Origin of the sequence: Desulfovibrio sp. 1188_IL3213 (assembly GCF_036763145.1) — a bacterium.
In the GTDB taxonomy this organism is placed as follows: Bacteria; Desulfobacterota; Desulfovibrionia; order Desulfovibrionales; family Desulfovibrionaceae; genus Desulfovibrio.
On the sequence record NZ_JBAIYR010000141.1, the window covers coordinates 1 to 5,336 of the forward strand.

Here is a 5,336-nt window from a genome sequence, read left to right on the forward strand (position 1 = left end):
GCCGCCCACAGAGCGGGAACAGGCGCTGGCTCAGGGGCTGCGCACCCTGCGCCGCCAAATGGCACTGGAAGAGGAAGCCGCCAGACAGGTGGTTGTAAGCCATATGCTGACAGAAGCGGCCCGCTGGCGCGAAAGCTACAAGGCGCAAATGGTGCTGGCCCGCAACGGCCTGCTGGACACTGCGCCCGGCATGGATATTACCGGAACTGTCATTGAGGCCATGAACCTGCATGAACCCGCATTTGCAGCCCTGCCCACGGTACATGTTGAGGGCGGCGACAGCGCGGCGGCAAAAGATACGGAGCATTCTGCACCTTCGGTCAAGCAGAGCCAGCCGGCCGAAACAGGACCAGCCCCCAAAAAGCGGTAGCCTCATATCCGTGGCGGGCGACTGCTCCCGCGTTCGCCAGAGCAATTTCAAAGTTCAAATGCTCCGGAGCAGACCCACTTTGAAATGCTTCACATTTCAAGGTTTTCATTCAGCCGGAAAATGCCCTTCCCAAACAAGCCAAGGCCCCTTTTTTCAGCAGCTGAAAAAAGGGGCCTTGCAAAAAACCGAAACAACCTCTTGCCCGCCGGGGCCAAGAACTCAGCTATTCCGCGGGGGCGGTTTCGCTTTTTTCTGCCTGTCCGTTTTCATCAACGGGCTTGAGGCTGTGCATGTATATCTGCTGCGGGCCGTCAGTGCATTGGGGAACCTGAAGCCCGATGCGCTCGCGCGAATTGATGACAATGGGTCCGGCCAGATTGAGTGCCGCCTCGCCGGGTTGCCCGGCGGGGATGGCAACCGTCACCAGAACAGCGGCCTCATCCAGGCACGAGATGCGCAAAAGCTGCTTTTCGGCTTCGCCCATGGCAGGCGCATACGCGCCTTTTTCCATAAAACTGTAGGGGTCGGCCACCAGCAGGCCCACCACAGGATTATTCATGCTTTGCAGGATAAGCAAAGGGGCTTCGGGCCGAATCTGCAGCAGTATGAAGTCCCGTTCATTTTCAAAACCGGCCAGCCCGCGCGGAAAATGTACAACCTTGTCGGCATCGACGCTCCGGCGGCCAAGGCGGGTGTCGATTTCTATTTCTTTGTTTCGTGCCATAATTCAGCAGCCACCATAAGGTCGTTGTTACTGGTTTCAAGGGCGCGGCGGTTTTCCTCCACAACCCGTTTATACACTTCCTCGCGGTAAACGGTTGTGTCGCCCGGCACTTCCAGGCCAAGCTTGACCTGTTTGCCCTGCATACCCAGAACGGTTATGCGTATATTTTCACCCAGGTACAGGCTTTCACCCGGGCGGCGCGTCAGTATAAGCATAGATGCTACCTGTTAGATGTACTTGGCAAGGCTCAACTGCATAATCATTGAAGAAGACTGAAGCACCGTCTGGTACGTCAACTGCTGCCGCGTCAGCTTTGCCAGCAGCTCTGTCAGGTCAATGTCTTCAGTGTAGCTCAATCGCTCTTCCTGGTCCAGCTTTTGAAAGCTGAGCACGTCCTGCGCCATGCTGACGCGGTTTTCCAGTCCGCCGATGCGGGCTTCCTGCGCAAGAATATGGGCCTGGGCCTGTTCGATGGCGGCCAGGCTTTTCTGGCAGCCTTCCTGATTGTTGTTTTCGCAGTAAGCGATGAATTCGCCCACCACTTCAAAAAGATTCTTGCCGCCCTCAAGCGACGGCTGGCCGTCATAGTAGCCCCCGAAAATATCCTTGCCCACGTTGTTCACGGAGATGTAGGTTCCCTGCATGATCTCCAGATTCAGGTTGGCGCGCGAGGGATGGATGAGCACCTGCGTACCCGCCTTGATCTGCGTTGTCGCCGGGATAATGCCTGTGGTGTCCATATCCATATAACCGCCGGGAACCGGCAGGCGAACCGTGCCGCCCCCCGTGGTCTGCCCCGAAGCCGTGACCCAGGTTCCGCCGTTGTCCAGACTGTAGGAATAGTTGAACGCCGTACCCGTGGTCCCAAGATCCACGTCAGTGTCCATACGCACCAGCACGTTATTGCCGAAAGCGCCGTAGGCCTTTGTTTCCAGCCCGGCGGGACCGCCCATGACGGTCATTTCCGGCGGCGGATCGTTATCGTCGCCCTGATAGACGGCCGTGGGGCGTATATACACGAGCGTGCCGTTGTTGGCGCCGGGGCCAAGGCTTATATCCGCCGCGCTGACGGCCATGTCCTGGTTCATGGTGATGGTCACGCCGTCGGCCACCAGCGTGCGGCTGCCCGCCGCCACGGTTTCGGTTTTCCAGGTTTCGCCGCCGTCCTTGGACCAGCGATATGTCAGCGCGTTAGCGCCAAGAGTGCCGGTATCCGTGAACTGCACCATCATGGAGCTGTTGCTTGCGCCTTCAATGGAGTAGTTGCCCCCGCTGATCGCGGTATTCCACGTATCGTCCCAGCAGGTCAGGCCCAGGCCCTGCTCAAAGGCATTGAGGTCATAGCGCTGCCCGCCAAAGATGCTTTTGCCGTTAAACTGCGTGTTGGACAGATTGAGTATCTGACCGAAAATTTCGCGCGCCTCCTCGGCAATGAGCTTGCGCTGATCGGCCGTGGTTCCTGTGGCGGCCTGCTCCATGCGGCTCTTGAGGCTGATGATGGTATTGCTCAGTTGCGTTCCAAGCACGCTGTCCGCCAGCTCAAGCCAGCCCTTGGCCGTATCGCAGTTGGACTGATACTGCTTGGTTGCGCTGATATCATCCCGTGTCATGAGCACACGATACATGCCCGCAGGATCGTCGGAAGGACGGTTGATCTTTTTCTGCGTTGAGCCTTGCTCGTTACTTTCCATATATGCAGAAAGGCTTTTCTGCATCTGCCCCACCATGGTATTGTACATGGAGCTTTGTGTTACGCGAATGGACATGGCAACTCCTTGAGCATATTCCCGCCGGAAAATACGTGTCCGCCTGATGCAAGGCTCTGGTACAGCCACGGACAGGCATGAAGATATTGCGCCTGCTATCCGGGCTTGACCCGGCGGTTCAGATCAGTTCGTCCGCTCCCGCGTCCGCCAGAGGAATTTCAAGAAGAAATTGCTCTACTGCTTGAGGCCCAGCAGGGTTTGCAGCATCTGGTCGGCAGTGGTGATAAGCTTTGCCGCCGCCGTGTAAGAGTGCTGATACTTTATGAGGTTGGACATTTCCTCATCCAGGTTCACCCCTGTCACCGAGGTCACGCGGTCTTCAAGGTCGGTGGACAGGGCCGTGTGATATTCCGAATTGGTCTTGGCAAGCCGCCTGTCAGCGCCCACGGTGGTCACCAGCGTGGCGTAATACTCACCGATGCTCTGGTTGCTCACGGTCTTCCAGGTGGTGGAGACCGTCACCTTTTTGCCGGCAAGCTCCCCGATGGCCGTGGCAGTGACGTTATCGCCCTTGTTGGCCTGATTCTGCCCGTTCACGGCCCCGGCGGCGATCAGGTTGACATTGGTGTGCAACTGGCTGCTGACCGCCATGTTGGTGGCGCTGTCGCCCGTAAAAAACGTGTTGATGCCCAGCGCGGCCATAAGCCCAGTGCTGTCCACCCCCATAGCAAAACTCACGTTACAGGCCGGATTGGCCTCTATGAGCAACTTGCCGTCCTGAATGGTCGCCTTGAGCATGTTCAGGCCGGGCGCGTTCTTGTCGGCAAAGCTGCTGTTGATGACGTTGCATACGTCCTGCAGGGTGTGCTGCGCCGGGTCAAAGTTTACGGTTCCGGGCGGAGTGATGGAGCTGAAGTCCAGTGTATTGACGCCGGTATCCGTTTCGCGAAAAGCGCCGGTGGTCTTGTCGTAAAAATAGATGTTCACGTTGCCGCTTTGCAGCTTGTCCGCATAGGGCAGGATGGCCTGGGGCGAACCGAGGGGCTGCTGCGTGCTCTGCACCATCTGCGAACCCTGGGCATAGCTGAGCATTTCCGTGCCGGTTCCCTGACTGTGAAGGCGGTTGACCTCCCAGATAAGGGACGAAGCCACGGCATTAAGCTCGTCGAGATAGCGGCCGCAGTTGTCGTCACGCACGGTGAAGTATGAGCTCAGCTTGCCGCCGGTAACGCGGTTCCTGTTTTCCGAACCGTCAAAAAAGGTCTGGGGCGTCACGTTCTGCGGGCCGCGCGTAGGCTCTATCCAGTACAGGCCGCTCATGGGCATGATGTCGAACTGGTCGCCCGCAGTGAAATTGTCTGTGGCGGTGAAGGAAATCTTGAGATTCTTCACCTGTACGGGGTCCGCCTTGCCGTCGCCGTCGGTGTCGGTGATCTCGAAGCGCATTTCCTTGCCGTCTTCGTCACGCAGCCAGGTCTTGCCGCCGTCGAGCGACACGCGGAAGCTGGGCGGGGGCACATCGCCCGCCTTGCCGCCGGTAACGATATCCACGGTGTATTCGTGGTTGTCCGTACCCTGAAATTCAACGGCGCCCTTATAGGCCGATCCGACGCTCAGATGACTTTCGGCGCGCGGCCCCATCACTTCGAGCACATTGACGTTCTGCCCCTGCACCAACGGCTGGCCGGTGGTGAGCTGCACGGTGAAGTTGCCCTTGCCGTTGTCGATGGTCTCCACATCCACAAGGCTTGCCAGCTCGCGCACCATCTGGTCGCGCTGGTCAAGCAGCGCGTTGGGATTGCTCACGCCGTCAACGGTATTGGTGGTGATCTGCCTGTTGAGGTCGGCAATGCCTTTGGACAGGGCATTGATGCGGTCCACAGACTGCTTGATGGAAACATCCATCTCGTTCTGGATGGCTTTGAGCCCTGCCGCAGTGCTGCTGAACATGTCGCTCAGGTTGTCGGCCTGCGAAAGCAGGCTTTCACGATAGGCATTGTCGTCAGGCAACTGGGTAAGATCTTGCCAACCCTTGAAAAAATTATCCAGAGACGAGCTTATGCCCGCCCGGTTGGATTCGTTGAACAGGTTTTCCACCGAAGAAAGCACCATGTCCTGCTCTTTCCAGCGGGAAGAGTTGGTGGACTGGCGCACATAGGAGCGCTCAAGAAAGGCGTCAAAAAAGCGCAGGATCTGCTGGGCATTGACGCCAAGACTTTCGCCGCCCGGTTTGGCGGTGATGGTTCCGGCGTCACGCTGGTCTACATACCGGCGGGAATAGCCCTCGGTATCGGCGTTGGCAATATTGCTGCCGGTAACCGATATCCACGCCTGTGAAGCTCCAAGAGCTGTCTTGCCGATATTGAGCAGACCGTTAAGCATGACCTAGAGCCTCCCTGAGATAAGCGCCGCCTCGGGATGATTCTGTACGCGCATGCCGCCGCGGCGGCCGTAGGTTTCCGCCTTGGGGGGCATGGCCTGGCTTGTGAGAGCCTGGAGCGTGCGGCTGCTCTGGTCGAGCAGCGCCAGCGAAAGC

5 protein-coding genes are annotated in these 5,336 nt (G+C 58.2%); 1 reads left to right on the forward strand and 4 read right to left on the reverse strand.

What is annotated here, in order from left to right; genetic code table 11:
• On the forward strand, positions 1 to 370 hold a 370-nt coding region (locus V6C16_RS07350; protein ID WP_442886194.1), incomplete at its 5' end, for a hypothetical protein.
• 223 nt (positions 371 to 593) lie between these two features.
• Here V6C16_RS07350 and fliW read toward each other — a convergent pair.
• The 4 genes from fliW to flgK all read right to left on the reverse strand — a co-directional run bounded on the left by fliW (position 594) and on the right by flgK (position 5,182).
• Complete coding sequence (gene fliW / locus V6C16_RS07355; protein WP_333536198.1) at positions 594 to 1,094, reverse strand: flagellar assembly protein FliW; 501 nt, start codon at positions 1,092 to 1,094, stop codon at positions 594 to 596.
• Positions 1,073 to 1,309 (reverse strand): carbon storage regulator CsrA, encoded by a 237-nt coding sequence (csrA, locus tag V6C16_RS07360; RefSeq protein ID WP_012625619.1) that lies wholly within the window; start codon positions 1,307 to 1,309, stop codon positions 1,073 to 1,075. The genes fliW and csrA overlap by 22 nt, the downstream gene beginning before the upstream one ends.
• Positions 1,310 to 1,321: 12 nt before the next feature.
• Positions 1,322 to 2,860, reverse strand: coding sequence for a flagellin N-terminal helical domain-containing protein (locus tag V6C16_RS07365; protein ID WP_333536197.1), 1,539 nt, complete (start codon positions 2,858 to 2,860; stop codon positions 1,322 to 1,324).
• A gap of 174 nt (positions 2,861 to 3,034) precedes the next feature.
• On the reverse strand, positions 3,035 to 5,182 hold the full coding sequence (flgK, locus tag V6C16_RS07370) for a flagellar hook-associated protein FlgK (RefSeq protein WP_333536196.1): 2,148 nt from the start codon (positions 5,180 to 5,182) through the stop codon (positions 3,035 to 3,037).
• Between the last annotated feature and the right edge of the window lie 154 nt (positions 5,183 to 5,336).